The organism is Gemmatimonadales bacterium, from assembly GCA_035502185.1.
Lineage (GTDB): Bacteria > Gemmatimonadota > Gemmatimonadetes > Gemmatimonadales > JACORV01 > Fen-1245.
In genome coordinates this window covers 18,092-41,952 of the sequence record DATJUT010000097.1, presented here as the reverse complement: position 1 = coordinate 41,952, position 23,861 = coordinate 18,092, and the positions used below count along the sequence as shown (strand labels likewise).

At 72.8% G+C, this 23,861-nt stretch carries 29 protein-coding genes and 2 tRNA genes; 27 read left to right on the top strand and 4 right to left on the bottom strand.

The window, feature by feature from the left end:
* Positions 1-181: hypothetical protein (locus VMF70_12895; protein HTT68914.1), on the top strand; the 181-nt coding region annotated here is incomplete at its 5' end.
* A 51-nt stretch (positions 182-232) separates the two neighbouring features.
* On the opposite strand, the gene VMF70_12890 is transcribed toward VMF70_12895, so the two are convergent.
* Positions 233-315 (bottom strand) — tRNA-Leu (locus VMF70_12890).
* Positions 316-619: 304 nt separating this feature from the next.
* On the opposite strand from VMF70_12890, the gene VMF70_12885 reads away from it, so the two are divergent.
* From VMF70_12885 to VMF70_12875, 3 genes are all read left to right on the top strand, one after another.
* Positions 620-702, top strand: a tRNA-Leu gene (locus VMF70_12885).
* Positions 703-726: 24 nt separating this feature from the next.
* Positions 727-1,104: a hypothetical protein gene (locus tag VMF70_12880; protein HTT68913.1), complete on the top strand. Its 378-nt coding sequence runs from the start codon at positions 727-729 to the stop codon at positions 1,102-1,104.
* Positions 1,105-1,363: 259 nt separating this feature from the next.
* The gene (locus VMF70_12875; GenBank protein ID HTT68912.1) at positions 1,364-1,837 is read left to right on the top strand and encodes a hypothetical protein; all 474 of its coding nucleotides are present in this window, start codon (positions 1,364-1,366) and stop codon (positions 1,835-1,837) included.
* Positions 1,838-1,888: 51 nt separating this feature from the next.
* Here the strand turns inward: VMF70_12875 and VMF70_12870 are convergent, their stop codons facing one another.
* Positions 1,889-2,257 (bottom strand): hypothetical protein, encoded by a 369-nt coding sequence (locus tag VMF70_12870; protein HTT68911.1) that lies wholly within the window; start codon positions 2,255-2,257, stop codon positions 1,889-1,891.
* Positions 2,258-2,308: 51 nt separating this feature from the next.
* Positions 2,309-2,515 carry a helix-turn-helix transcriptional regulator gene (locus VMF70_12865; GenBank protein HTT68910.1) on the bottom strand — a complete coding sequence of 69 codons (207 nt, stop codon included), beginning with the start codon at positions 2,513-2,515 and terminating at the stop codon, positions 2,309-2,311.
* Positions 2,516-2,626: 111 nt separating this feature from the next.
* On the opposite strand from VMF70_12865, the gene VMF70_12860 reads away from it, so the two are divergent.
* From VMF70_12860 to VMF70_12750, 23 genes are all read left to right on the top strand, one after another.
* Positions 2,627-2,881, top strand: a complete 255-nt coding sequence (locus tag VMF70_12860) for a hypothetical protein (GenBank protein HTT68909.1) — start codon at positions 2,627-2,629, stop codon at positions 2,879-2,881.
* Between the two features lie 152 nt (positions 2,882-3,033).
* Positions 3,034-3,384: a hypothetical protein gene (locus VMF70_12855; protein HTT68908.1), complete on the top strand. Its 351-nt coding sequence runs from the start codon at positions 3,034-3,036 to the stop codon at positions 3,382-3,384.
* Between the two features lie 155 nt (positions 3,385-3,539).
* Positions 3,540-4,754 (top strand): isocitrate dehydrogenase (NADP(+)), encoded by a 1,215-nt coding sequence (gene icd, locus VMF70_12850; GenBank protein ID HTT68907.1) that lies wholly within the window; start codon positions 3,540-3,542, stop codon positions 4,752-4,754.
* Positions 4,751-6,271: a leucyl aminopeptidase gene (locus VMF70_12845; protein ID HTT68906.1), complete on the top strand. Its 1,521-nt coding sequence runs from the start codon at positions 4,751-4,753 to the stop codon at positions 6,269-6,271. The genes icd and VMF70_12845 overlap by 4 nt, the downstream gene beginning before the upstream one ends.
* A gap of 1 nt (position 6,272) precedes the next feature.
* Positions 6,273-8,123, top strand: a complete 1,851-nt coding sequence (locus VMF70_12840) for a hypothetical protein (GenBank protein ID HTT68905.1) — start codon at positions 6,273-6,275, stop codon at positions 8,121-8,123.
* Between the two features lie 59 nt (positions 8,124-8,182).
* Positions 8,183-9,046 carry a YicC/YloC family endoribonuclease gene (locus VMF70_12835; GenBank protein HTT68904.1) on the top strand — a complete coding sequence of 288 codons (864 nt, stop codon included), beginning with the start codon at positions 8,183-8,185 and terminating at the stop codon, positions 9,044-9,046.
* The gene (gmk, locus tag VMF70_12830) at positions 9,043-9,696 is read left to right on the top strand and encodes a guanylate kinase (GenBank protein HTT68903.1); all 654 of its coding nucleotides are present in this window, start codon (positions 9,043-9,045) and stop codon (positions 9,694-9,696) included. The genes VMF70_12835 and gmk overlap by 4 nt, the downstream gene beginning before the upstream one ends.
* Positions 9,697-9,703: 7 nt before the next feature.
* Positions 9,704-9,910, top strand: coding sequence for a DNA-directed RNA polymerase subunit omega (locus VMF70_12825; GenBank protein ID HTT68902.1), 207 nt, complete (start codon positions 9,704-9,706; stop codon positions 9,908-9,910).
* Positions 9,907-11,112, top strand: a complete 1,206-nt coding sequence (gene coaBC / locus VMF70_12820; protein HTT68901.1) for a bifunctional phosphopantothenoylcysteine decarboxylase/phosphopantothenate--cysteine ligase CoaBC — start codon at positions 9,907-9,909, stop codon at positions 11,110-11,112. The genes VMF70_12825 and coaBC overlap by 4 nt, the downstream gene beginning before the upstream one ends.
* Before the next feature lie 220 nt (positions 11,113-11,332).
* On the top strand, positions 11,333-11,998 hold the full coding sequence (locus VMF70_12815) for a uracil-DNA glycosylase (protein ID HTT68900.1): 666 nt from the start codon (positions 11,333-11,335) through the stop codon (positions 11,996-11,998).
* The gene (gene dnaB, locus VMF70_12810; GenBank protein ID HTT68899.1) at positions 11,982-13,373 is read left to right on the top strand and encodes a replicative DNA helicase; all 1,392 of its coding nucleotides are present in this window, start codon (positions 11,982-11,984) and stop codon (positions 13,371-13,373) included. Before VMF70_12815 ends, dnaB begins: the two co-directional genes overlap by 17 nt.
* Positions 13,363-14,742 (top strand): DNA repair protein RadA, encoded by a 1,380-nt coding sequence (gene radA, locus VMF70_12805; protein HTT68898.1) that lies wholly within the window; start codon positions 13,363-13,365, stop codon positions 14,740-14,742. Before dnaB ends, radA begins: the two co-directional genes overlap by 11 nt.
* The gene (ispD, locus tag VMF70_12800; protein ID HTT68897.1) at positions 14,732-15,442 is read left to right on the top strand and encodes a 2-C-methyl-D-erythritol 4-phosphate cytidylyltransferase; all 711 of its coding nucleotides are present in this window, start codon (positions 14,732-14,734) and stop codon (positions 15,440-15,442) included. The genes radA and ispD overlap by 11 nt, the downstream gene beginning before the upstream one ends.
* Positions 15,439-16,086 (top strand): L-threonylcarbamoyladenylate synthase, encoded by a 648-nt coding sequence (locus VMF70_12795; GenBank protein ID HTT68896.1) that lies wholly within the window; start codon positions 15,439-15,441, stop codon positions 16,084-16,086. Before ispD ends, VMF70_12795 begins: the two co-directional genes overlap by 4 nt.
* A gap of 1 nt (position 16,087) precedes the next feature.
* A complete protein-coding gene (locus tag VMF70_12790; protein HTT68895.1) occupies positions 16,088-16,567 on the top strand; it encodes a low molecular weight protein arginine phosphatase in 480 nt (159 codons plus the stop codon).
* On the top strand, positions 16,545-17,384 hold the full coding sequence (locus VMF70_12785; protein HTT68894.1) for a shikimate dehydrogenase: 840 nt from the start codon (positions 16,545-16,547) through the stop codon (positions 17,382-17,384). Before VMF70_12790 ends, VMF70_12785 begins: the two co-directional genes overlap by 23 nt.
* A 1-nt stretch (position 17,385) precedes the next feature.
* The gene (locus tag VMF70_12780) at positions 17,386-18,162 is read left to right on the top strand and encodes a phosphoribosyltransferase family protein (GenBank protein ID HTT68893.1); all 777 of its coding nucleotides are present in this window, start codon (positions 17,386-17,388) and stop codon (positions 18,160-18,162) included.
* 30 nt (positions 18,163-18,192) lie between these two features.
* The gene (gene gap / locus VMF70_12775; GenBank protein ID HTT68892.1) at positions 18,193-19,200 is read left to right on the top strand and encodes a type I glyceraldehyde-3-phosphate dehydrogenase; all 1,008 of its coding nucleotides are present in this window, start codon (positions 18,193-18,195) and stop codon (positions 19,198-19,200) included.
* A complete protein-coding gene (locus VMF70_12770; protein HTT68891.1) occupies positions 19,200-20,399 on the top strand; it encodes a phosphoglycerate kinase in 1,200 nt (399 codons plus the stop codon). The genes gap and VMF70_12770 overlap by 1 nt, the downstream gene beginning before the upstream one ends.
* On the top strand, positions 20,396-21,157 hold the full coding sequence (gene tpiA / locus VMF70_12765) for a triose-phosphate isomerase (GenBank protein HTT68890.1): 762 nt from the start codon (positions 20,396-20,398) through the stop codon (positions 21,155-21,157). The genes VMF70_12770 and tpiA overlap by 4 nt, the downstream gene beginning before the upstream one ends.
* A gap of 178 nt (positions 21,158-21,335) precedes the next feature.
* On the top strand, positions 21,336-21,731 hold the full coding sequence (secG, locus tag VMF70_12760) for a preprotein translocase subunit SecG (GenBank protein HTT68889.1): 396 nt from the start codon (positions 21,336-21,338) through the stop codon (positions 21,729-21,731).
* 82 nt (positions 21,732-21,813) lie between these two features.
* Positions 21,814-22,929 (top strand): glutamine-hydrolyzing carbamoyl-phosphate synthase small subunit, encoded by a 1,116-nt coding sequence (gene carA / locus VMF70_12755; GenBank protein HTT68888.1) that lies wholly within the window; start codon positions 21,814-21,816, stop codon positions 22,927-22,929.
* A gap of 76 nt (positions 22,930-23,005) precedes the next feature.
* A complete protein-coding gene (locus VMF70_12750; protein ID HTT68887.1) occupies positions 23,006-23,326 on the top strand; it encodes an HU family DNA-binding protein in 321 nt (106 codons plus the stop codon).
* A gap of 70 nt (positions 23,327-23,396) precedes the next feature.
* Here the strand turns inward: VMF70_12750 and VMF70_12745 are convergent, their stop codons facing one another.
* Positions 23,397-23,834: a hypothetical protein gene (locus VMF70_12745; GenBank protein ID HTT68886.1), complete on the bottom strand. Its 438-nt coding sequence runs from the start codon at positions 23,832-23,834 to the stop codon at positions 23,397-23,399.
* Between the last annotated feature and the right edge of the window lie 27 nt (positions 23,835-23,861).

The window sequence follows — 23,861 nt, the reverse complement described above, 5'->3', positions numbered from 1 at the left end:
GGCTCCGGAGGTGTACGGGTCGCTGGCCTCGCACACTTCGTGGGCCCGATTGCTGTGGCGCTTCCTGTTCGACCGCGATCTGACGCTGTTCGCGCGCGTGGTTCGGCAGAACCGCGACCGCGTCGCCCTCGACGACCCCGTCACCCCGGACGTCGAAGCCAAGGCCCGCGCGGGCCGGTAGCACGGCGGGGCGCCGAAGCGCCCCGCGTCGTAAGTCGTTGTCCGTCTTGAGTGCCCGAGGTGAGAGTCGAACTCACACGCCGTTGCCGGCACGGGATTTTGAGTCCCGCGTGTCTGCCATTCCACCACTCGGGCGAGCCGGGAATATAGCCCCGCAAAGCCAAACCCCCAGCGGGTGCTGGGGGCTTGGGTCCTACGGGCGCTCCTGCTTGCGGTAGGTTGCGGAACTGCTCGGGACTACCGCGCTCCCGGGCCGGGGCTCATTCCGGGGGTCCGCCCGGCATGCCGGGCCTCCCCGCCGGCGGACTCCACCGGCCCTCGCGGATCGCCTGCACGTTCTGCATCAACCGCTGCCGCATGATCAGCAGCCGCGCCCGCTGCACGGGACGGCGCTGGCCGCGGCGGCGTCACCGCGCCCGGCGCTATATTGCGTGCGCTCGCCCGAGTGGTGGAATGGCAGACACGCGGGACTCAAAATCCCGTGCCGGCAACGGCGTGTGAGTTCGACTCTCACCTCGGGCACTCCCACTCGAAGCACGGCGTTCCATGGTTTACAGGCCGGAGGGAACGGGCCCGTTCGCGGCCGTCGTCCTCAGTCACGGCCGCGGCAGCAGCGCCGCGGACTTCGGCAGTCTCATCGCGCCGACGTTCGTGTCCCGGGGACTCGTCTGCATCGGCGTCAACTACACGCTGGCGTCCGGCGTTCGGCTCGGCACCATTCGCACGCCCTACCAGACCCATCACGGCGACGCCGACTCGACGGTCGCGTTGAGCTTCGAGCTGCGGCTGGACTCGCTGTTCACGGCGCTCGGCGTCGAGCACGTGCTGTACGTCTATCCCGGCCTCGGCCACAACGACGTGCGCTGGTTGCCGCTGGTGCTCCAGCGCGTGCACGACCGGTACGCGGCGCACGGGATGTTCTAGCGACACCCGGCCGGCGAGCCGCCGGCCGCCGCACGAGACGCCAGAGGCCCCGGGCCATCCGACGGACGGATGCGCTCCGGGGCCTTCCGGTTCCTGCCCATTCGCCGAACCCCGATACCCGAGTCGGCGGGCGTCTTGATGGACGCCGGCGCGCGCCGTAGTTACCGGCGCCGGCGCTCCGGCTCGGCCGACCGAGGCCCCGTCGCGCGCCAGGCCCGTGACCGGAAGACGTTCGACTCTCACCCCCCAGGGAGGTTCCATGAGTTCGAGGTTTCGTCTGCTCACCGCCACCGGCGTCGCCTGTCTGGCCGCCGCCACCGCTCAGACGGCCCGCGCGCAGATCCAGTTCGGGCCGCAGCTGAACTGGGCCAGCAACGGCATCGGCCTCGGAGTCGGTGGACGGGTGGAGGCCAGTCTCGCCAAGGCGATTCCGACCGTGAAGGGCCTCGGGGTGATGGGGGCGTTCAACCTCTACTTCCCGAACGGTGAAACGGGCTGGGGGATCGACGCGACCGGCACGTACCACTTCGACATCCCGACGGTGAAGACGATCGCGCCGTACGTCGGCGCCGGGCTGGCCATTCTGCACGGCAGGAGAACGGGCGCCGGCATCGACCTCATCGGGGGAACCCAGTTCCCGGGACTGGGCGCAATCACGCCGTTCGCGGAGCTGCGCCTGGTGCTGGTCAGGAGCAGCAGCGCCTTCGCGCTGTCGGGCGGGGTGCTGTTCTGACCTCGAGGTCCTGACGGGACGGCGGCCCGCGCCCGGGCAAGGCGCCGCGCCTCAGCCGCGGGCCGCCTCCAGCCAGCCGACCGCGCTCGCGCGGTCCCGGAAGACCTGGACCGTCTCCTCGTGACCGGTCAGGATCGCGTACATCCGCGCCATGCCGAAGGCGACGTCGCTCGAGACGACCACCGCCCGCCGCGAGCTGGGCGCAAACCGCGACGACAGCGACAGCTGAAGCAGGGCGGGTGAGGTGACCCTGATCTCCGTGACCGCGGACAGGTCGTACAGCTGATTGAACTCGGGGGCGAACGCCGGATCCGTGAACAGCGCGACGCGATTGTCCACGAGGTCCTGGTCCGTGAGGACGCCCCACGCGCGGCTGTAGACGACCCGCGCCGCACGGTCGATCCGGTAGTCGGCAGGCATGGACCCTCCTCGCGGGCCATCTGAGCCCCTGCGCCTCGCACCACCAGGAAGCTAATCCCGGCTGATCAACTCGCCCGGCGTGCAGCGCAGCGCCCCGCACAGCCGGTCGATCGTATCCGCCTCCAAGCGCGTGAAGCGCCCCGACCGCCCGGCCAGGCGGTAGATCGCCGAGAGACTGAGCCCGCTCGCCTTCGCCAAGGCGTAGCGGGTCAGCCCCCGCGTCCGCAGCAGCCCCATAAGGTTGAGCCGGACTCCCATTTCGCGATGCCTCGTCCCCACCAATCTAGCTATTAGGCTCTTGCGCGCTATAAGGCGATAGCACATAATAGGCGCCAGCAGATAATATGGTCAAGCCCGGAGACGGATGCCATGCGATCCGAGACGCGGGGCGAAGCCACGACGCCGCACGACCCGAGCGGTGGGGCCAGGGGTCTCCCGCCGCTGCCGGACGTGCTGGCGGAACCGTTCTGGGACCCGGAGCCGTATCGGACGAGGGAGGCGCGCGAAGAGCAGCGCTCCGCTCTCGAGGCCATGGCGCGCCGGATGAGCCGGGAGGGACTCCCGGCCGGCAGCTTCGACGAGGCCATCGCGTGCCTCGACGAGGCGGCGGCCGGCGCGCCGTAGCCCGCGCGGGAGAGGAAGGCGGTCGAGCAGACCCAAGGGGGGATCTGCCGCCGCCGGGGGGCCGTGGGTCGCCACTTGCGGCCCCGGTCCCCGACCCGCCATACTCGCGGCGGCCCGATTCCCGCAGCCCGATCCCGCAGCGAGCGACCGACGTGTACGAACCGCGGCACCATCCACCCATCTCGCGCCGCCACTTCCTGCGGCGCATGCTGCGGCATCTCGCGATCGCCGCAGGCTTCGTCGCCGTCTCCCTGTTGATCGGCATGGTCGGCTACGCCCGCTACGAGGGCCTGGCCTGGCGCGACGCCTTCCTCAACGCCGCGATGCTCCTGGGCGGCATGGGGCCGGTCGAGAGCCCGCAGACGGCGGGCGGCAAGCTGTTCGCGGGCTGCTACGCGCTCTACGCCGGGCTGGTCTTCCTCGTGACCGCCGCCATCCTGGCAGCTCCCGCCGTCCACCGGCTCCTCCACAAGTTCCACTACCCGGCCGACCACGCGTCCTGACGCGCCCGCGCGCCTGACGGTACAGGCGACGGGCTGACAAGCTGCTCAAGCCCGGTTGCCCTAAGACGTTTCCCCAATTACGTTTGCCTGCTCCCGTTGAGGTTGTCCCTCAACCCCGTTCGAGTCCACTTCCAGACGAGCCGAGGAGCCACAGGATGCCCGGTACGCAACAAGGCACGCCGATCAGCTATCGCGACGGGAAGTACGTGATCCCGAGCGACCCGGTGATCCCCTTCATCGAGGGCGACGGCACCGGGCGGGACATCTGGCGGGCCTCGCGGCGGGTGTTCGACGCCGCCATCGCCAAGGCCTCGGCCGGCAAGCGGCGGGTCGAGTGGGTGGAAATGCTCGCGGGCGAGAAGGCGTTCAAGGAGACCGGGAGCTGGCTCCCCGAAGCCACCCTCGAGACCCTCAAGCGCTACCGCGTGGGCATCAAGGGCCCGCTCACGACGCCGGTCGGCGGCGGGATCCGCTCGCTCAACGTCGCGCTGCGCCAGCTGCTGGACCTCTACGCCTGCGTGCGGCCGGTCCGCTACTTCGACGGCGTCCCCTCGCCGGTCAAGCGGCCGCAGGACCTCGACGTGGTCATCTTCCGCGAGAACACCGAGGACGTGTACGCCGGCATCGAGTACCAGGCCGGCTCCAGGGAGGCGACGCGGCTCCGGGACTTCCTGGTGACGGAGTTCAAGGCGAGCGTGCGGGAGAAGAGCGCGCTCGGCATCAAGCCGATCAGCGAGTTCGGGTCCAAGCGCCTGGTGGCGCGGGCGATCCAGCACGCGATCGACCGGCACCGCCAGTCGGTCACGCTGGTCCACAAGGGCAACATCATGAAGTTCACCGAGGGCGCGTTCCGCGACTGGGGCTACGAGCTGGCGCGGGAGAAGTACGGGAAGGAGACCGTGCCCGAGTCCGACCTCAAGGGCGATGCCGGCGGGAAGGTGATCATCAAGGACCGGATCGCCGACAGCATGTTCCAGCAGGTGCTGCTGCGGCCGAAGGAATACGCGGTGCTCGCCACGCCCAACCTGGACGGCGACTTCCTGTCCGACGCCTGCGCGGCCCAGGTGGGCGGCCTGGGGATGGCGCCCGGCGCCAACATCGGGGACGGGTATGCGGTGTTCGAGGCCACGCACGGCACGGCACCCAAGTACGCCGACCAGGACAAGATCAACCCGGGCAGCGTCATCCTCTCGGGCGTGATGCTGTTCGAGCACCTGGGCTGGGACGACGTCGCGACGTCCATCGTGACCGGACTGCAGGGCGCCATCAGCGCCAAGCGCGTGACGTACGACCTCGCCCGCCAGATGGAGGGCGCCACCGAGGTCTCGACCTCCACCTTCGCGGACCAGATCATCGGCCACCTCGGATGAACTACACGCTCCTCGCCTCGACGGTCGAAGCGGCCGGCGTGCCGGTCCTGGCGGTGGCCGTGCCGAAGCTCGACAAGACGCCGCCCGCCGCCCTGGCGGGCTTGGACGAGCGCACCGGCGGGATGCTCGCCCGCGTCTGGGCCGGGGACTTCACCGGCGCGCGCGACGAGACCGCGCTGCTCTACGTGCCGGCCTCGCCGCAGCGCGTGCTGCTGGTGGGGGTCGGGAAGCCGGAGGAGCTGCCGCTGGCGGGCGGGCTCGCACGGGCCGCGGCGTTCCGCAACGCGATCCGGCGCGCGGCCGCGGTGGCCGCGCGGCGCGCGCGCTCTTTCGGCACCGGCGCCTTCGCGTTCGCGATGCCGGCCGCCCTGCGCCCCGGCGTGGGCGCGGCCGATTTCGCGCAGGCGGCCCTCGAGGGACTGGCGCAGGGCGCCTGGCAGTTCGACGAGCTGAAGACGCCGGCGCCGGACCGGCGGCCGCCCGTCACGGACCTGACCGTGGTCGTCGAACCCGGCGAGGCAGCCGAGGCGCAGCGCGGCTTCGCCGTCGGCCAGGCGGCGGCCGAAGGCCACGCGCTGGCGCGGCGGCTCCAGTTCCTGCCCCCCAACCAGTGCACCCCCTCGCTGCTGGCGGACACCGCGCGCCAGCTCGCCGCGGCCTACGGCTTCGCCGTGACGGTCCTGGACCGGGAGCAGATGCGACAGGAAGGCATGGGGGCGCTGCTGGCGGTCGCACAGGGCAGCACGACGGAGCCGCGGTTCATCGTGCTCGAATACCGGGGCGCGGGCGACGCGGCGCCGGTCGCGCTGGTGGGCAAGGGCATCACGTTCGACACCGGCGGCATCTCGATCAAGCCGGCGGCGCAGATGGACGAGATGAAATACGACATGTCGGGTGCCGCGGCCGTGCTGGGCGCGTTCGAGGCCCTGGGCCGCCTCAAGCCGAAGCTCAACGCCGTCGGCGTCGTCCCTTCGACCGACAACATGCCGAGCGGCTCGGCGGTGCGGCCGTCCGACGTGGTGAAGAGCCACTCGGGCAAGCACGTCGAGATCGTCAACACCGACGCGGAGGGGCGGCTCGTGCTGGCCGACGCCCTTTCGTACGTGCGCCGCTTCAAGCCGGCCGCGGTGCTGGACGCCGCGACGCTCACCGGCGCCGTGGTGATCGCCCTGGGCCACGCCGCCAGCGCCGTGATGGGGACGGACGAGGCGCTGATCGAGGAGGTGCGGCGCGCCGGCGACCGGGCGGGGGAGCGGGTGTGGCCGCTGCCGATGCTCGACGAGTACCGCGAGCATAACAAATCGGACATCGCCGACGTCAAGAACTCCGGCGGGCGGCCGGCGGGCACCATCACCGCGGGCTGGTTCCTGCGCGAGTTCGCGGAGGGCTATCCGTGGGTGCACCTCGACGTGGCCGGCACGGCCTATTCGGAGGCCGACGCGCCGCCGCTCCCCAAGGGACCGAGCGGCGTGCCGACCCGCCTGTTCGTGGAGTTCCTGCTGGGGCGCGCCGGCTGACGTGACGCCTCGCGGCCCCACAGTCGCGCTCGCGGCGCTGCTCCTGGCGACCGGCGCCGCTGCCCAGAACCCTCCGCCCGCCCGCCCGGCCCCGGCCGACACGACGCACGCGGTGGCACCCGGCAACCGGGCGGACACGACCGCCGGTGCAGCGCGGGCCGACACCACGCCCGTGCCCGATTCGCTCCGCCCCGACAGCTTCCTCCCCCAGCTCCCGCGCCTCGGTGCGCCGCCCGGTCCGCTGCCCAGGAACGGACGCATCGTGTTCGACCGCGACGCGCTGTGGTTCAGCGGGGCGCTCAACCTGGGCGAGCTGCTGCAGAAGGTCCCCGGCGTCTTCCTGGTGAGGGCCGGGTGGTTCGGGCGACCCGAAGCGCTGCACTACGCCGGGCAGGGCGCCGCGTCCGTGGAGCTGTTCTGGGACGGGTTCGCGATCGATCCGCTGGGCCGCGACAGCGCCGGCATCGATCTCTCCCAGTACGGCCTCGGCTTCGTGCAGCGGGTCGAGGTCGAGGTGCTGCCCACGGTGGTGCGGGTGTACCTGTTCTCGGACGCGCAGCTGGTGCCCCGGCCCCGCACCGAGACCTCGTTCGCCACCGGGGACGCCAGCACCAACACCTATCGCATCCGCTATCTCAACCGCTGGAGGGGCGGGGCGGGCGTGGGCGTAGGCGTCGAGTTCCTCGGGACCGCGGCCAGCAACTCCTCCTCCGGGCACACGAACGACATCACGGTGTGGGCCAAGGGATCGTGGAGCCCGTCGTCCCGGCTCGGCGTGGAATACCAGGCCATCAGCATGACGACCAACCGCGACGCGTTCGCCGTCACGCTGCCCTCGGGAGCCAGCGACACGATTCCGAACCCCGGCGCGCACCGGACCGATCTGTTCCTCCGCGGCTACGCGGCGACGCGGGACGACGGCCTCGGGCTCCGGTTCGACGCGCTGGCCGGCAGCACCTCCTACACCGACTCCGTGGCGGCGCTGGCCCGCAACGAGCTGCAGGGGGCGGCGATCGTGGGCTACCGGGCGGAGCGATGGTCCGGCGAGCTCACCAGCCGCGTGAGGGACTCCAGCACGCCGTTCGAGTTCCGGCTCCGGGCTGCGGTCTCCCCGTTCAGCGCGCTCACGGTGTCGGGCGACGTGGACCTCCGCACCCACACCGGCGCCCGCCACTCCCTCGACGGTTCGCTCGGCGCCGAGCTGCGGCCGTGGCGGGCCCTGGCGCTGCACGGCGCGGCGCGGATGCGCCGCGCGGTGGCCGAGCCGGCCGTGCTCGCCGACACGGTGCAGCGGGTGACCGACGTCTCCGGCGGCGTCGCGCTCACCAGCGCCTTCGCGGATCTCGACCTCACCTACACCCGGCACGGCGGGTTCGCCGCCCCGGTGTACGGGGTGTTCGACAGCGTGGTGCCGGCGTATTCGAGCCTCCCGGTCCGGACGGTGACGGCGAGCTTCGCGCTCCGGCCGGCGCTGTCCCTGACGCTGGCCGGCTGGTACCGGCATCCGCTCGATCCCGTGACCTCGGCGTACGAGCCGCCGCACCATGCGCGGATGACGGCCACGTTCCGCTCGCGCCTGCTGCCGATCCTGCGACGCAACGCCTTCGACTTCACGGCGGAGGTGGGCGTGGAGTCGTGGAGCCACGGGGCGATGGGCGTGGACGGGAGCGGGGCGCCGGTGCGGCTGCCGGGGGCGATGGTGTTCGACTGGCGCGCGGAGATGCGGCTGCTGGGCGCGGCGCTGTTCTGGACGCTGCGCAATGCGCGGAACGAGCAGTACGCCCTGATCCCCGGCGTGCCGATGCCGCCGGTGGCGCAGCGGTACGGCGTGCGCTGGGAGTTCACCAACTAGGCCCTCGGGGCTATCTTACAAGGCTTGACCGGGACAGCCGCGGCGTGAGCGCGAGGAGCATGACCGGGTTCGGGGCCGCCGAGGGCGCAGTGGCCGGCGGCCGGCTCCGGATCGAGATCCGCTCCGTGAACCACCGGCACCTGAGCGTGCAGCTCAGGGTGCCGGCGGAGCTGGCCGATCGCGAGGGGGAGCTGCGCGAGCGGCTGCGGGCGCACTTCCAGCGGGGCCACGTCACGGTCGCGGGGCACTGGCTGGAGGCGCCGCCGCAGAGCGAGACGGTGGAGGTGGACACCGAGCGCGCGCGGGCCCTGGTCGCGGCGCTGCGCGCGCTGGGCCGCGAGCTGGGCGTGAAGGGCGACCTCGATCTGGCGTCGCTGGCGCGCCTGCCCGAGGTGGTCCGGGTGGCGCGGGGGGACGCCGGGCCCGACACGGGCGGCGTCGAGGCCGTGCTCGACCGCGCGGCCGAAGCCTGCGTGACGACCCGGGAGCAGGAGGGCCGGGCCCTGGGGGCCGACCTGCTGCGCCGCCTCGACGCGCTGGCGGCGCTCGGGCGCCGGGTGGGCGAGGCGGCGCCGGGCCGGCTGGTGCGGGAGAGCGAGCGGCTGGCCGCGGCGGTGAAGACGCTCGCCGGCGGCGTGGCCCTCGAGCCCGAGCGGCTGGCGAAGGAGATCGCGATCATCGCGGACCGCCTGGACATCACCGAGGAGCTGGTGCGCTTCGCGACGCACCTGGACGCGATGCGCCAGGCCCTCGACGGCGCGGAGCCGGCGGTGGGCCGCCGGCTCGGCTTCCTGCTGCAGGAGGCCGGGCGCGAGGTCAACACGATGGGCTCGAAGGCGAACGACGCGACCATCGCCGAGGCCGTCATCGTGATGAAGACCGAGCTGGAGAAGTTGCGCGAGCAGGTCGAGAACCTCGAGTGAAGCCGTATCCGCTGGTGCTCTCGGCCCCGTCGGGCGGCGGCAAGACCACCATCGCCTACGCGCTGGTGACCGCTCGCGAGGACGTGGGCTACTCGGTCTCCGCCACCACCCGCGCGCCGCGGCCCAAGGAGCGCGACGGGGTGGACTACCATTTCCTCTCGCGCGAGGAGTTCGAGCGGCGGGTCCGCGCCGGGGAGTTCCTGGAGTGGGCCGAGTACAGCGGCGAGCGCTACGGCACCCTCAAGTCGGAGATCGACAAGGTCCTCGCCTCGGGGCGCCACGTCGTGCTGGACATCGAGACCCGCGGTGCGCGTGCCGTTCGACAGTGCTATCCGGACGCGGTGCTGGTGTTCGTGGTGCCGCCGTCGGCCGAGGAGCTGTTGCAGCGCCTGGGGGGCCCCACGGGGACCCGCGCTGCGACGCTGGGCGCCAGGCTGCGGACCGCCGTCGCCGAGCTGAGCGAGGCGCTGGACTACGATTACGTCGTCGTCAACGCTGACCGAACCGAGGCGGTCGCCGAAGTGGCCGCCATTCTCGACGCGGAAAACCGCCGGCCGCGCCGAAACCCCGATCTGGTGGACGAGCTGGCCCAGCTGGGCCGGGACATCGGGGCGCTGGCCGACCGGCTGGGTGACGTCAAGGAGGCGTAGGATGCGGGTGTTCACGCCCACGGAGATCGCGCATCAGGCGGGCAACAAGTACATCGGCGTGCTGGTGGCCGCGAAGTTCGCCCGCTTCGTGAACGACTTCCCCAAGGAACGCACCGTCGAGCGGGAGAAGAAGCTCACCACGACGTCGCTCGAGGAGCTGTCGTCGGGGGACCTGAAGTACAAGATCACCCGGCGGCGCAGGCAGGAGGCGTGACCCGGGTCGCCGGCCGGCACGTCGTTCTCGGCGTGTCGGGCGGCATCGCCGCGTACAAGTCCTGCATCGTCGCGCGCCGCCTCACCGAGGCCGGCGCGACGGTCGACGCGGTGCTGACGGCCGCGGCGGCCGAGTTCGTCGGACCCGTGACGTTCGAGGCGCTCACCGGCCGGCCGGTGGTCACCTCGCTGTGGCAGCCCGGCCGCTCGCTCGAGCACGTGCGGCTCGGGCGGGAAGCCGAGCTGATCGTGGTCGCCCCCGCCACGGCGCACCTGGTGGCCCGCGTGGCCCAGGGCATGGCCGACGACTTCCTCACCGCGCTGCTGCTGGCGCGCCGCGCGCCGCTGCTGCTCGCCCCCGCGATGAACGACCGGATGTACGCCCACCCCGAAACCCAGTCCAACCTCGCCCTGCTGCGCGCGCGCGGGGCGCATGTGCTGGGCCCCGACACCGGCGCCCTCGCCCGCGGCGAGGGCGAAGGCCCGGGCCGGATGGTGGAGCCCGAGGCCATCGTCGCTCACGTCGAGCGGCTGCTGCGGAGCGCCGCGCCGTGGGCCGGCGCCCGGGTGCTCGTCACCGCGGGACCGACCCGCGAGCGCCTGGACCCGGTGCGGGTCGTCACCAACCGCTCCAGCGGACGCATGGGCTACGCACTGGCGCGCGAGGCGTGGCTGCGCGGAGCCGAGGTCACGCTGGTCAGCGGCCCGTCGGGGCTCGAGCCCCCGCCCGGCGTCGAGGTCGTGCGGGTGGAATCCACCGCCGACCTGAAGGCCGCGGTCGGCGATGCGCTCCCCCTGGCCGACCTCCTGCTGATGGCCGCCGCGCCGGCCGACTACCGGCCCGCGAGGGCGCTGGGCCAGAAGCTGCGGCGCAGCGACGGCGCGCTCCGCCTCGACCTCGAGCCTACCGACGACGTGCTGGCCGGGACGGCGGCGCGGCGGAAGAGGGGTGCGGTCGTGGTCGGCTTCGCGCTCGAGACCGACGACGTGATCGCCGCGGCGCGCGCCAAGCTCGAGGCCAAGCAGCTGGACCTGGTGGTCGCGAACGACGCGACCGAGCCGGGCGCCGGCCCCGAGGTGCCCACCAACCGCGTGACGCTGGTCGCGCGAGACGGCGCGGAGGCGCTCCCCCTGATGTCGAAGGACGAGGCCGCGGCCGCCATCCTCGACCGCGTGCAGAGGTTACTTTCCAGGCGTGGATGATGCCCGCAGACGCTACCTCCAACAGCTGATCGAGCTGGGCGAGACGGACGTCGTTCTGCCCGGGATCGAGCGGTCAGAACAGAGCAGTTCCGAGACGCCGACTCCATCAGTGGTGGTCAGTCGCGAGGCGGCAGCCGCGGGCTCAGCTGGAGCGCGTCGGCCGCAGGCTCCGACCGCGGGACGGGCTCCCGCCGAGGCGGCGGCTCCGGCCCCAGACCGGATGGCGGCACCGGCGAAGGGCAAGACTCCGGCCGCGATTCCCGCCGGCATCGTGGCGGAAGCCCCCGCCGCCGGCGACGACCTGTTCGCCGCCGACCCGCTCCGCCAGCTGGCCACGCTCGAGGCCCTGGTGCCGGTCGTCGACGCCTGCCGCAAGTGCGCCCTCGGCCACAGCCGCCGGCACAGCGTGCCCGGGGAAGGCGACCCGAAGGCGGGCCTAGTGGTGGTGGGCGAGGCACCCGGGGCCACGGAGGACGAGACGGGGCGACCGTTCGTGGGGCGCGCCGGCAAGCTGCTCGACGACATCCTCAAGGCGATCGGCTTCCGCCGCGAGGACGTGTTCATCTGCAACGTGCTCAAGTGCCGGCCGCCCGAGAACCGCGACCCCGAGCCGCTTGAAGTCGCGGCCTGTTCGCCGTATCTCCATCGGCAGCTGGAGCTGATCGGGCCGCGGGTGATCCTGGCGATGGGGCGCCCGGCCGCGCACGCGCTGCTGGGCGTGACCGCGTCGCTGGGCGAGCTGCGGGGCAAGCTGCACCGCTACCGCGGCATCCCGCTGATCGTCACCTATCACCCGGCGGCGCTGCTGCGCAACCCGCACTGGAAGCGTCCGACTTGGGATGACATCCGTATCGCACGCCGGATCTACGATGGCGACGGCGCCTGACGTCTTCGGCGGCCGCCAGCCTCCCTACAGCGCCGAGGCCGAGCAGGCGGTCCTCGGCGCGATGCTGCTGGATGCCGACGCGGCGCTCCGGGGGGTGGAGCTCCTCGACGACGCGATGTTCCACCGCGAGGGCCACCGCCGGCTGTTCCGCGCGATGCACGGGATCGTCGAGCGCGGCGGCGTCATCGACCCGGTCACCCTGCGCGACGAGGTGGACCGCCGGGGCGAGCTGGAGGCCGTCGGCGGCATCGAGTACCTGTCCTACCTGCTCGACGTCGTGCCCACCGCCGCCAACATCGACTACCACGCCAAGATCGTCCGCGACAAGGCGCTGCTGCGGCGGCTCATCGAGGCGGCGACCGGGATCGTGCAGGAGGCCTACGAGGCCAAGCGGCTGGCCGACGAGGTCCTCGACAGCGCCGAGCAGCGGATCTTCCTGGTGTCGGAGACCCGCAAGACCGAGGGCTTCGTCCGCCTCAAGGAGCTGCTGTGGCCGACGATGGAGCGCATCGAATCGCTCCACGCCGGCGGACAATCGATTACCGGCGTGCCGTCGGGCTTCGCAGACTTGGACGACAGGACGGCGGGGTTCCAGAACGCGGACCTGGTGATCATCGCGGCGCGGCCGAGCATGGGGAAGACGGCGCTGTGCCTCAACGTCGCGCAGCACGCCGCGATCGAGAAGGGCATTCCGGTGGCGGTGTTCAGCCTCGAGATGGCGAAGGCGCAGCTGGTCCAGCGCTTGCTGACCAGCGAGGCGCGGGTGGACGCGCACCGCCTCCGCCAGGGCATGCTCAAGGACGCCGACTACGCGCTGCTGGCGCGCGCCGCCGGCATCCTCTCGTCGGCGCCGATCTGGATCGACGACAGCGCGGCGCTCACCCCGCTGGAGCTGCGGTCCAAGGCGCGGCGCATCAAGGCCGAGCATAACGTCGGGCTGATCATCGTGGACTATCTGCAGCTGATGCGCTCGCCGGAGCAGGCGGAGAACCGCGTGCAGGAGATCAGCGCGATCTCGCGCGCGCTCAAGGCGCTGGCGAAGGAGCTCGACGTCCCGATCCTCGCGCTGTCGCAGCTGTCGCGCGCGCCGGAGCAGCGGGGCGGGGAGCACCGGCGGCCGCAGCTCTCCGACCTGCGCGAGTCGGGCGCGATCGAGCAGGACGCCGACGTGGTGCTGTTCATCTATCGCGAGGAGATGTACTCGGGGACGCAGGACCCCAAGACCGGCGAGAACATCGAGGGCCAGGCCGAGGTCATCATCGGCAAGCAGCGCAACGGCCCCACCGGCACCATCAAGCTCCACTTCCACAAGGCGTACACCCGGTTCGACAACTACAGCGCCCGCGAGAACGGAGACGGCGGGAATGGCCGCTAAGGCCCGCTCGGTCTTCCGCTGCACCGAGTGCGGGGCCGAGCAGCCGAAGTGGACCGGGCGGTGCGAGGCCTGCCAGGCGTGGAACAGCCTGGTCGAGGAGGCGGCCGCGAAGCCGCACCCCCGCGCGCGCAGCGCCGCCGGCGGCGGCCGCTCGGGCGGCGGACCGGAGCCGGTGCGGCTGGACGACATCGCGGCGGACGCGATGCCGCGCTACAAGACCGGCCTCGCCGAGTTCGACTACGTGCTGGGCGGCGGGATCGTCCCCGGCTCGCTGGTCCTGGTGGGCGGCGAGCCGGGCATCGGGAAATCCACGCTGCTCCTCCAGGTGGCGGCGCGACTCGAGGCCGCCGGCGTGCCCACGCTGTACGCGAGCGGCGAGGAGTCGCCCGAGCAGGTGCGGCTCCGGGCCGACCGGCTGGAGGAGCCCGCGGGCCGCGTGCACGTCCTGGCGGAGACCGCGCTGGAGCGGGTGATCGAGCAGGCCGTGCGCGTGGGCGCGCGCGTCGTGGTCGTGGACTCCATCCAGACGGCCTACACGGCGGACCTCGAGGGTGCGCCCGGCAACGTCGGCCAGGTGCGCGAGTGCGCGGGCCGGCTGATGCGTTTCGCGAAGGAGTCGGGTCCGGCGGTGCTGCTGGTGGGCCACGTGACCAAGGGCGGCGGGATCGCGGGCCCCAAGACGCTCGAGCACATCGTGGACACCGTGCTCTACTTCGAGGGCGAGGGTGCGCTGGACCACCGCATCCTGCGCGCGACCAAGAACCGGTTCGGCGGCGTGGACGAGATCGGCGTGTTCGAGATGACCTCGGCGGGACTGCTCCCGGTGGCGAACCCCTCCGCGGCGTTCCTCGCGGCGCGGCACGAGGGCATCTCCGGCAGCGCGGTGACCGCCCTGATGGAAGGCACGCGGCCGCTGCTGGTGGAGATCCAGGCGCTGGCCTCGCGGGCGGGCTTCGGGACGCCGCAGCGGGTGAGCGCCGGCGTGGACCACCGCCGGCTCGCCGTGCTGCTCGCGGTCCTGGAGCGGCGCGCCGGCCTGCCGTTCGGCGATCTCGACGTGTTCGTGAACGTCACCGGCGGCGTGCGGCTGAGCGAGCCCTCGGGCGACCTGGCGGTGGTGGCCGCGCTGATCTCCAGCGTGCGCGACCGCGCCCTGCCGGCCGATGCGCTGTTCCTCGGCGAGGTGGGCCTGGGCGGCGAGGTGCGGGCCGTGGCGAGCGTGGACCGGCGGCTCGCCGAAGCGGCGCGCCACGGCTTCCGCCGCGCGTTCGTCGGCTCGCGCACCGGGCTGAGGCAGGCGTCGCCCGGCGGCCTGGAGCTGGTGCGCGTCGAGCACCTGGGGGAGCTGGCCCATCGGCTTGCCGCCTGACACCGGTGCGGTGATCGTCGCCGCCGGGCGCGGCGTCCGCGCTCAGGCGGCCGGGCCCGACGCGGGGGAGCTCAAGCAGTTCCGCCCGATCGGCGGCGTCCCCATCCTGCTCAGGGCCATTCGCCCCTTCGCGCAGCATCCCCGCGTGGGCCCCATCGTCGTGGTCCTCCCGCCGGAACACGCGGCGTCGCCGCCCGAGTGGCTGCGGGCGCTGCTGTCCGACCGCCTGCTCGTGACCGGGGGCGGCGAGCACCGCCAGCAGTCCGTTGCCAACGGCCTGGCGAAGCTGCCCCGAGGTCCGTCGCTGGTGCTGGTGCACGACGCGGCGCGGCCGTTCGTCGAGCGCGAGCTGATCGACCGCGTGCTGGCGGTGGCCGAGCTGGGGGCCGCCGCCGTGCCCGGCCTGCCGGTCTCGGACACGGTGAAGGAGACGGATACCGCCGGCCTGGTGGTGCGGACGGTGCCGCGCGAGCGCCTGGTCTCGGTGCAGACGCCGCAGGCGTTTCCGCGGGCGATGCTCGAGACGGCGCACCAGCGCTCGCGCGCCGACGCCGCCTCGGGCGCGACCGACGACGCCGCGTTGTGCGAGCGGCTCGGCCACCCGGTGCGCGTGGTCGCGGGCAGCGCGCGCAACCTCAAGATCACCACGGCCGAGGACTTCGTCCTGGCGGAGGCGCTGGCCGCCGAGGCGCGGGCGTGATCGCGTACCGCACCCCGGCCGAGGTGGCCGCGGCGCTGCCCGCGGTGGTGACCCACCTGGCGCGCCGCGGCCTCATCGCGTACCCGACCGAAACCGTGTACGGCTTCGGCTCGGTCACCGCGACCGCCGCGGTCGAGCGGCTCGCGGCGCTGAAGGGCCGGGAGCCCGGCAAGCCGTTCCTGGTGCTCGTGGCGGACCGGCGGATGCTCGAAGGCATCGGCCTGCGGCTGACCGACGCGGCGGAGCGGTTCGCCTCCGCGTTCTGGCCGGGGCCGCTCACGCTCGTGCTGCCCGGCGGCGAGGGCCGGCTGCCGGACGCGCTGCGCGGGCCGGAGGGCGGGGTCGCGGTCCGGTGGACGTCGCACCCTGGAGCGGCGCAGCTCATCGAGACCCTCGGCTCGCCGATCACCTCGACCAGCGCGAACCGCCCGGGGCAGCCGTCGCTGATGGAGGCGCCGGCCATCGAGCGCACGTTCGCGCCTGCGGTCGCGGAGGGCACCCTCCTGGTGCTCGACGCGGGCCGGCTGCCCGACTCGCCGCCCTCGACGCTCATCGACTGCACGGGCAGCGCTCCGCGCCTGGTGCGCGAGGGCGCCATCGCCCGGGGCCGGCTCGCCAGCATCGTGCCGGCGCTGGTGGCGTAGCGTGAAGGTCCTGCTCGTCTGCACCGGCAACATCTGCCGCAGTCCGATGGCCGAGGCCATCGCGCGGCGGCTGCTGCGCGCCCGCGGCCGCGACGACGTCGCGGTGTCGTCGGCGGGCACGGCGGCCCAGGACGGCGCGCCCGCGTCCGAGGGCGCGTACCTCGTCGCGCTCGAGCACGGCCTCGACCTGTCGGCGCACCGCGCCCGGCAGATCACCTCCGACCTGGTGGCGTCCGCCGACCTGATCTTCGGCATGAGCCCGCACCACGTGGAGCGCGCGGTCGCGCTCGGCGGGACCGGGAAGGCGCACCTGCTGGGCGAGTACGCCGGCCGCGCGGCGGCGGACGCGCAGATCGACGACCCGTTCGGTGGCGACCTCGACGAGTACCGGGCGACGTTCGAGCGGCTGGAGGCGTTGCTGGCCGACGCGGTGGGACGCCTGCCCGGGAAGCCGGCGGATGCGAATCCGGGCGACCACTAGGCTCCTGGCCGTGGTCGGCGACCCGGTCGGCCACTCGCTGTCGCCGGCCATGCACAACGCGGCCATCGCCGCGCTGGGGCTCGACGCCGCGTACCTCGCCCTGCGCACGTCGCGCGAGGCCTTCCCGGAGCTGGCCCGGGCGCTGGTGGGCGCCGGGGGCGGCCTCAACGTCACGATCCCGTTCAAGCGCGCGGCGGCCGGCCTGCTCGATCGTCCCTCCGAGTCGGTCCGCCGCAGCGGGGCGTGCAACACGCTGTGGGCCGACGACACGGCGCTGGCCGGAGACAATACCGACGTGAGCGCGGTGCGCACGGTGGCCTCCGGGCTCGCGGGACCGCACCCCGTCCGCCGCGCGCTCGTGCTCGGCACCGGGGGCTCCGCGCGCGCGGTCGCCGTGGCGGTCGCCGACGGGTGGCCCGGCGCGGAGATTGCGGTGGTCTCCAGGGACGGCGGTCGAGCGGCGGATTTCGCAGCATGGGGGAAGGAAGCGGGCGTCGGGGTCACGGGTGTGGGGATCGGGGAAGTGTCGTCGGCCGACCTGATCGTCAATGCCACGCCGCTGGGGCTCGACCAGGGGGATCCACCGCCGATCGACGCGGCGACCCTGAGGCGGCTGGCGCCCGCGGCCGTGCTCGACCTAGTGTACGCGCGGGGAGGAACCGCGCTGGTGCGCGTCGCCCGGGAGATCGGCATCGCCGCCGCCGACGGACGCGGCGTGCTGGTCGCGCAGGGAGCGGCGTCGTTCGAGCGGTGGTTCGGTGTTCCGGCACCGGTCACGGTCATGCGCGCGGCGGTGGAGGATGCGCTTCGCGGGTAGTATGTTGGCCGCGGCGCGGGCGCGGGTGCTGGAGATCGAGGCCCTCGCGCTGCCGCGCGCGTGCCTGGGATGCGAGCGGCCGCTGCCGCAGACGGGGGCGCGCGGCGCCTGCTGCGAGCTGTGCCGGCACCGGCTGAGGGAGATCGCACCGCCGGTGTGCGGCAGGTGCGGGCAGCCGATCGACCGGTGGAGCCTGCAGGCCGTCGAGCCGGCCGGGAAGGGTCGCGGCGCCGGGGCCGGTGCCCACTGCGCGTTCTGCCGGGAGTGGCCGGCCGAGCTGGCGTGGGCGGTCTCGGGGACCTGGCTGGACGAGGGCCCGGCGCGGAACCTGGTCCACGCGCTGAAGTACGGAGGGTGGCGGGTCGCCGCGGAGCCCATGGCCGACCACATCGCCGCCGCCGGCGCGCGGCTGGGGCCGCTCGATGCGCTCGTGGCCGTGCCGCTCGGGCCGACGCGGCTGCGGGAGCGGGGCCACAACCAGGCGGCGCTCCTCGCGCAGGCGCTGGGTCGCGCGCTCGCGGTCCCGGTGCTGGAGGGAGCGCTGCGGCGCACCCGGGAGACCCGGACCCAGACCCGGCTCAGCCCGGCGGACCGGCGGAAGAACGTGGCCGGGGCGTTCGCGGCTGCGGGGCCCGCGCTGGCAGGACTGCGGGTGGCGCTGGTGGACGATGTGCTGACGACGGGCGCGACGCTGGCCGCTGCGGCCGGGGCGCTCGCTCGCCTGGGCCCGGCTTCGGTCGGCGCGGTGACGTTCGCCCGCGCGCTGGTGCCGGGATGACGAACCACTGAACGACGGAGGAAGCTGGACATGGCAGTGCGCGTAGGCATCAACGGGTTCGGACGGATCGGACGGCTGGTATTGCGGGCGGCGCTGCAGAAGCGCACCAACCTCGACATCGTCGCCGTCAACGACATCACCGATACCAAGACCCTGGCCCACCTGTTCAAGTACGACTCGGTGCACCGCACGTTCCCGGGCGAGGTCACGGCGGGCGCCGACCACCTGATGATCAACGGGAAGAAGATCGCGGTGACGGCGGAGAAGGAGCCCGCGAAGCTCCCGTGGAAGGACCTGGGGGCGACGCTGGTCGTGGAGTCCACCGGCCGGTTCACCGACAAGGAGAAGGCCGCGGGCCATTTCGCCGCCGGCGCCAGGAAGGTGATCATCTCCGCGCCCGCCAAGGGCGAGGACATCACGATCGTGATGGGCGTCAACCACGACAAGTACGACCCGGCGAAGCACCACCTGCTCTCCAACGCGTCCTGCACCACCAACTGCCTGGTGCCGGTGGTGAAGGTGGTGCGCGACGCGTTCGGCTGGGTGCGCGGCTACATGATCACCGTGCACGCCTACACCAACGACCAGAACGTGCTCGACTTCCCGCACAAGGACCTACGGCGGGCGCGCGCGGCCGCGCTGAGCATCATCCCGACCACGACCGGCGCCGCCAAGGCCACGTCGCTGGTGATCCCGGAGGTGAAGGGCAAGATCGACGGCGTGTCGCTGCGCGTGCCGACGGCGGACGTGTCGTCCGTCAACCTGATCGTGCAGGTCGAGAAGACGACGACGCCCGCCGAGGTCAACGAGGCGTTCAAGAAGGCCGCGGCCGGCCCGCTGAAGGGCGTCCTCGACGTGTGCGAGGCGCCCCTGGTGTCGAGCGACTTCATCGGCAATCCCTTCTCGTCCATCGTGGACGCGATGAGCACCAGCGTGGTGGACGGCACGATGCTGCAGGTGTCGTCGTGGTACGACAACGAGTGGGGCTACTCGATGCGCTGCGTGGACCTGATGGAGCTGGTGGCGGCGAGGATGTAATGGCCAAGAAGACGATCGAGAACCTGGACACGGCGGCGGTGCTGGGCCGCCGTGCCCTGGTGCGCGTGGACTTCAACGTCCCGGTCAAGGACGGGAAGGTCACGGACGACACGCGCATCCGCGCGGCGATCCCGACCATCGAGGACCTGAAGGACCGCGGCGCGAGGATCGTGCTGCTCTCGCACCTCGGGCGTCCCAAGGGCGGGACGCCGGAGCCGAAGTACTCTCTCAAGCCCGTCGTGCCCGTGCTGGAGACGCTGCTCGGGATGCCGGTCACGTTCATCGCGGACCCGGCCGCGCCGGCGGCGGCCGAGGCGGTCCGGGTGCTGCCGCGCGGCGCCGTCGCCCTGGTCGAGAACACGCGGTTCCAGGCGGGCGAGGAGAAGAACGACCCCGCCACGGCCCGGATGTTCGCCGCGCTCGGCGACTTCTACGTCGACGACGCGTTCGGCTCGGCCCACCGGGCCCACGCCTCCACCGAGGCGGTGGCGCACCTGCTGAAGCCTGCCGTCGCCGGCCTGCTGATGGAGAAAGAGCTGGCCTACCTGGGCGGGCTGCTGGCCTCGCCGGCGCGGCCGTTCGTCGCCATCCTGGGCGGCGCGAAGATCTCGGGCAAGATCGACGTCATCCAGAACCTGCTGCCCCGCGTGGACCGGATCCTCATCGGCGGCGCGATGGCCAACACGTTCTTCCGCGCGAAGGGCGCGGCGACCGGCACGAGCCTCGTCGAGGAGGATCGGGTCGCGATGGCGAAGGACCTGCTGACCCGCGCCGGCGACAAGCTGGTCCTGCCCGGCGGGGGCGTGGCCGCCCCGTCCCTGGAGAGGGCGCAGGAGCGGCGCGACGTGGCGTGGAACGCGATCCCCGAGGGCTGGGCGCTGTACGACATCGACGCCGCGACGACCAGGCGATTCGCCGAGATCGTGGCCGGCGCGAAGACGGTGGTGTGGAACGGCCCGATGGGCGTGTTCGAGACGCCGCCGTTCGACCAGGGCACCCTGGCGGTGGCCCGCGCGATGGCCGCCGCCACGGCGAAGGGCGCCACCACGGTGGTGGGAGGGGGCGACTCCGCCGCGGCCATCGAGCAGGCGAAGCTCGCCGACCAGGTGAGCCACGTCTCGACCGGCGGCGGCGCGTCGCTCGAGTTCCTCGAGGGCAAGGTCCTCCCGGGCGTCGCGGCACTCGACGACCGCGCATGAGCCGCCTGCTCTTCGCGGCCAACTGGAAGATGCACCACGCGCCGGCCGCGGCGCGGCAGGTGGTGCGGGAGATCCTCGCGCGCTATCGCCCGCTCCCGGACCGGGACCAGGTCTTCTTCCCGCCCGCCGTCTCGCTCGGCGCCGTGGTGGAGGAGATCAAGGGCCGGCGCGACGTCGCCGCGGGCGTTCAGAATGTGCACTGGGAGGCGAAGGGCGCCTTCACCGGTGAGATCTCGGCGCCGATCGCCGCTGCCGCCGGCGCCACCTGGGCCCTGGTGGGCCACTCGGAGCGCCGCCACAAGTTCGGCGAGACCGACGCGGAGACCGGCCGCAAGGTGCACGCCGCGCTGGCCGCGGGGCTCCAGCCGATGCTGTGCGTGGGCGAGCTGATCGAGGAGCGCCGCGCCGGCAGCACCGAGGCCGTGGTGCTGCGCCAGTTGACCGCCGGCCTCGCCGGTCTCGACGCCGCGTCCACCGCGCGCGTCGCGATCGCCTACGAGCCGGTGTGGGCGATCGGCACGGGCGTCAACGCGACGCCGTCGGACGCCGCGGCCGTGCACCGCACGATCCGGCGCTGGCTGGCCGGGCGCACTCCCCCGGGCGCGCGGCACGCGATCCTCTACGGCGGCTCCGTGAACCCGGAGAACGCGGCCGCGCTGCTCGCCGAGGAGGAGCTGGATGGGGTGCTGGTGGGGGGGGCGAGTCTGGAGGCGGAGAGCTGGCTGAGGATCCTCGCCACGCCACGGCCCGACCGGTGAGCGATGGTGGTGAGAGGTGAGAAGGCGAGGTGAGAGGTGAGAAGCCCGAGGTGTGAGAGGTGAGGGAGAGGTGAGCCTCACTTCTCACGTCCTTGCCTCTCACTTCTCACCTGGTCGTCTCACCTCTCACCTCTCACGTTGACCAAGCCCTCTCGCCCCAGGTACATTGCCTGCCGCCATGTACACCCTCTTCCTGATTCTGCTCATCCTGGATGCCTTCGTCCTCGCCGCGGCCGTGTTGCTGCAGTCGGGGCAGGGCGGCGGGCTCGCCGCGTCGTTCGGCGGCGCGTCGAGCACCGACGCCTTCGTCGGCAATCGCCAGGCGGCCACACTGTTGACCAAGGCGAGCTGGTGGGGCGGGGGCATCTTCCTCGGTCTGTGCCTCATCCTCTCGCTGCTGTCGATGCGATCGTCCACCCCGCGGTCGGTGTTCGAGAACCAGCCGAGTCAGCAGGCCGCGCCCGCACCCCTGGCGCCGCTCCCGCTCGAGAGCAGCTCCGCGACCACGCCCGCGCCGGCCCCGCCGCTGGGCGCCCAGAAGGCCCCGGCCAAGTCCACGACGCCGGCACGGTGACACTCCTCCATCGCTCGGGATCGTGCGGGCGGCGCGACCGACGCTGCAGCGGCCGGTCGGTCTCCGCCGGCACGTTGAGGCTGTGAGCGAGCGGTTGCTGCCGGCGTACCTCCTGCTCGAAGACGACACCTGCTATCGGGGCGCGACGAGCGCCCCGTTTGACGCCCAGGCGGCCGAGGTGGTCTTCACCACCAACCTGAGCGGCTACCAAGAGGTCTTCACCGACCCGTCGTACGCCGGCCAGATCGTGACGATGACCGCCCCGATGATCGGGAACTACGGCATCAACCAGGAGGATCTCGAATCGCCGCGGCCGAGGGTGGCCGGCGTCGTCGTGCGCGAGCTGTCGCGCGTGGCGTCGTCCTGGCGCTCCAGCGGCCGGCTGGGCGACTGGCTCGGCGGATTCGACATCCCCATCGTCTCGGAGATCGACACCCGGCGCCTGACACGGCACATCAGGGAAAAGGGCGCGATGCAGGGCGTGGTCGCGACCGGCGACGAGCCGTCGGAGGAGGCCCGCCGGGTCCTCGCCGCTTCGCCGCGGATGGAGGGCCTGGACCTGGCGTCCCGCGTCACGCGCGAGGCGTGGGACACCGTGGGCCCGGACGACGCGCGCTTCAAGGTGGTCGCCTACGACTACGGGATGAAGCAGAACATCGTGCGGCTGCTCGTGGCCGCCGGCTGCCAGGTGACGATCGTCCCGAGCCACACGCCGGCGGCGGCGGTCCTCGAGCGGAAGCCGGACGGGATCTTCCTCTCCAACGGCCCGGGCGACCCGGCGGCCGTCGCCTACAGCCCGCCGATTCTCCGCGACCTGGCCGCCAGCGGAACCCCCGTCTTCGGTATCTGCCTCGGGCATCAGCTCTTGGGCCTCGCCTTCGGCGCCCGCACGGTCAAGCTCCCCTACGGGCACCGCGGCGGCAACCACCCCGTCCGCGAGCTGGCGACCGGCCGGGTGCTCATCACCTCCCAGAACCACGGCTTTGCGGTCGAGGGGGAGAGTGGCACGGCCGAGGTCCCCGGGGCCCCGGCTTTGGAGGTCACGCACCGTAACCTCAATGACCACACCGTGGAAGGCGTCCGGCACCGCGAATTGCCCATCTTCGCGGTCCAATACCACCCCGAGGCGAGCCCCGGACCGCACGACGCCAGGCATCACTTCGCGGAGTTTGTGCGCTTGATGTCCTCAACCCCTTGACATTAAACGAGTAAGCTTTCACATTAGCCCTCCCGTGCCCCCTGTGGGGGCCACCCTGCGGATTCGGGAGGAGCTGATGACCAAGGCCGACCTGGTTGAGCGGGTCACCGCGCAGATCGCGCGCACGGCCGGCCCGATGATCAGCAAGAAGGACTGTGCCCGCGTCGTCGACAGCTTCCTCGACGCCGTGAAGGACGCGCTCGCCGAGCAGAAGAACATCGAGATACGCGGGTTCGGCACCTTCAAGATCCGCAGCCGGAAGACCCGGATGGCGCGCAACCCGCGCACCGGAGACCCGGTGGAGGTCGCCGCCCGCCCGGTGCCGGTGTTCAAGCCCAGCAAGGAGTTGCGGGGCATGGTCGCGGAGCGTGACGAGCAGATGGCGCCGAAGGCCTAGCCGGCTCCGCTCGACCGAGGCACGAGGCCGACGCTCCCGGGCGCCGGCCTTCTTCTTTCGGCAGGCGGCGTCAGCGGGCCTTCAGTTCCGGCGCGTCGGGCCAGCGCTCCCGGACGCGCTGCAGCACCGCGTCGGCCCTCGCCGGATCGTTGCGGCTCAGCCGGTAGATCTCCGAGAGGCGCAGCGCCGACTGGATCTGCACGTGGCGCGGGACGCCGTCGGCGGCGAGGTGGCTCTCCAGCAGCCGGATCGTGTCGTCCAGGGTGAGGTCCGGCGGGTCCTCGACCGCGGCGCTACCGCCGAGGACGCCCGTGGCCAGGCCGCCGAGCGGCCCGAGCACGCTCTCCCAGACGAAGTCCCAGGCCCACCAGGCGATGCCGAACGCGCCGGAGGCGGCCAGCCAGCGCCCGTCGCCGAGGACGCCCAGCAGCGCCGTGACGACCGTGGCCACGGCGAACATCGCGCGGCCCACGGCGCTCGGCGAATCGAAACGCGGGTATGCGGACACGGGCACTCCAGCGGTCGGCGCAGTGCC

Excerpts from the sequence above, each read along its gene's own strand:
- VMF70_12770 (HTT68891.1), top strand. The coding sequence starts at position 19,200 with ATGGCCAAGAAGACGATCGAGAACCTGGACACGGCGGCGGTGCTGGGC.
- secG (HTT68889.1), top strand. The coding sequence starts at position 21,336 with ATGTACACCCTCTTCCTGATTCTGCTCATCCTGGATGCCTTCGTCCTC.
- VMF70_12865 (HTT68910.1), bottom strand. The coding sequence starts at position 2,515 with ATGGGAGTCCGGCTCAACCTTATGGGGCTGCTGCGGACGCGGGGGCTG.
- VMF70_12880 (HTT68913.1), top strand. The coding sequence starts at position 727 with ATGGTTTACAGGCCGGAGGGAACGGGCCCGTTCGCGGCCGTCGTCCTC.
- icd (HTT68907.1), top strand. The coding sequence starts at position 3,540 with ATGCCCGGTACGCAACAAGGCACGCCGATCAGCTATCGCGACGGGAAG.
- VMF70_12845 (HTT68906.1), top strand. The coding sequence starts at position 4,751 with ATGAACTACACGCTCCTCGCCTCGACGGTCGAAGCGGCCGGCGTGCCG.
- VMF70_12875 (HTT68912.1), top strand. The coding sequence starts at position 1,364 with ATGAGTTCGAGGTTTCGTCTGCTCACCGCCACCGGCGTCGCCTGTCTG.
- VMF70_12815 (HTT68900.1), top strand. The coding sequence starts at position 11,333 with ATGGCGGCACCGGCGAAGGGCAAGACTCCGGCCGCGATTCCCGCCGGC.
- tpiA (HTT68890.1), top strand. The coding sequence starts at position 20,396 with ATGAGCCGCCTGCTCTTCGCGGCCAACTGGAAGATGCACCACGCGCCG.
- VMF70_12860 (HTT68909.1), top strand. The coding sequence starts at position 2,627 with ATGCGATCCGAGACGCGGGGCGAAGCCACGACGCCGCACGACCCGAGC.
- VMF70_12780 (HTT68893.1), top strand. The coding sequence starts at position 17,386 with ATGTTGGCCGCGGCGCGGGCGCGGGTGCTGGAGATCGAGGCCCTCGCG.
- radA (HTT68898.1), top strand. The coding sequence starts at position 13,363 with ATGGCCGCTAAGGCCCGCTCGGTCTTCCGCTGCACCGAGTGCGGGGCC.
- VMF70_12870 (HTT68911.1), bottom strand. The coding sequence starts at position 2,257 with ATGCCTGCCGACTACCGGATCGACCGTGCGGCGCGGGTCGTCTACAGC.
- VMF70_12785 (HTT68894.1), top strand. The coding sequence starts at position 16,545 with ATGCGAATCCGGGCGACCACTAGGCTCCTGGCCGTGGTCGGCGACCCG.
- VMF70_12835 (HTT68904.1), top strand. The coding sequence starts at position 8,183 with ATGACCGGGTTCGGGGCCGCCGAGGGCGCAGTGGCCGGCGGCCGGCTC.
- dnaB (HTT68899.1), top strand. The coding sequence starts at position 11,982 with ATGGCGACGGCGCCTGACGTCTTCGGCGGCCGCCAGCCTCCCTACAGC.
- gap (HTT68892.1), top strand. The coding sequence starts at position 18,193 with ATGGCAGTGCGCGTAGGCATCAACGGGTTCGGACGGATCGGACGGCTG.
- VMF70_12750 (HTT68887.1), top strand. The coding sequence starts at position 23,006 with ATGACCAAGGCCGACCTGGTTGAGCGGGTCACCGCGCAGATCGCGCGC.